Origin of the sequence: Pseudomonas sp. K5002 (assembly GCF_013386655.1) — a bacterium.
Classification (GTDB): domain Bacteria; phylum Pseudomonadota; class Gammaproteobacteria; order Pseudomonadales; family Pseudomonadaceae; genus Aquipseudomonas.
On the sequence record NZ_JACARK010001375.1, the window covers coordinates 1 to 621 of the forward strand.

Below are 621 nucleotides of genomic sequence, written 5' to 3' on the forward strand. Positions count from 1 at the left end.
GCCTGCCAGCGCTTGGCGGTGGTCTGTGCCAGCGACTCGTCGGCCTGGGCCGAAGCCAGCACGGCCTTGGCTTGCAGCAGTTGCTGATCGAGCTCCGGCGTGTCGATTTCGGCCAGCAGTTGCCCGGCCTTCACGTGGTCGCCGATGTCGACGTTCCAGGTCTTGAGGTAGCCATTGACCCGGGCAAAGATCGACGCCCGCGAATACGCCTCAAGACGCCCCGGCAGGTTCAGGATCGGACCCTGGGGCTGAACGCTCGGGGTGATCAGGATCACGCTGGGCAACGCCTGGGCATCGGTCCAGGTTTTCAGGTCATGGGATTCGCTGGCGCGCACGCCGATGCCGAATACCACCACGGCAACCAGGACCACCAGCCCCAGCACCAGCCAGAGCAGACCACGGGATTTACGGCGGGGCGAACCCGGATTGGAAACGGAAGCAGACATGTCAAACCCCTTGAGTGGCGGTGGTCGCAAGCGTGGCGTGCTGACGCCGCCCGTGCACAAGACTGAAAATCAGCGGAACCAGGAACAACGTGGCAATGGTGGCGAAGGCCAGCCCGCCGATGACCGCGCGGCCCAGCGGGGCGTTCTGTTCGCCGCCCTCCCCCAGGCTCAGCGC

Annotated in this window: 2 protein-coding genes; both read right to left on the minus strand. The window is 65.7% G+C overall.

What is annotated here, in order from left to right:
- Nucleotides 1-446, minus strand: a 446-nt coding sequence (locus HX846_RS36500) for an efflux RND transporter periplasmic adaptor subunit (protein WP_178967375.1), incomplete at its 3' end; no start/stop codon positions are given.
- A 1-nt stretch (nt 447) separates the two neighbouring features.
- The coding region (locus HX846_RS36505; RefSeq protein ID WP_178967376.1) for an efflux RND transporter permease subunit at nt 448-621 on the minus strand (174 nt) is incomplete at its 5' end.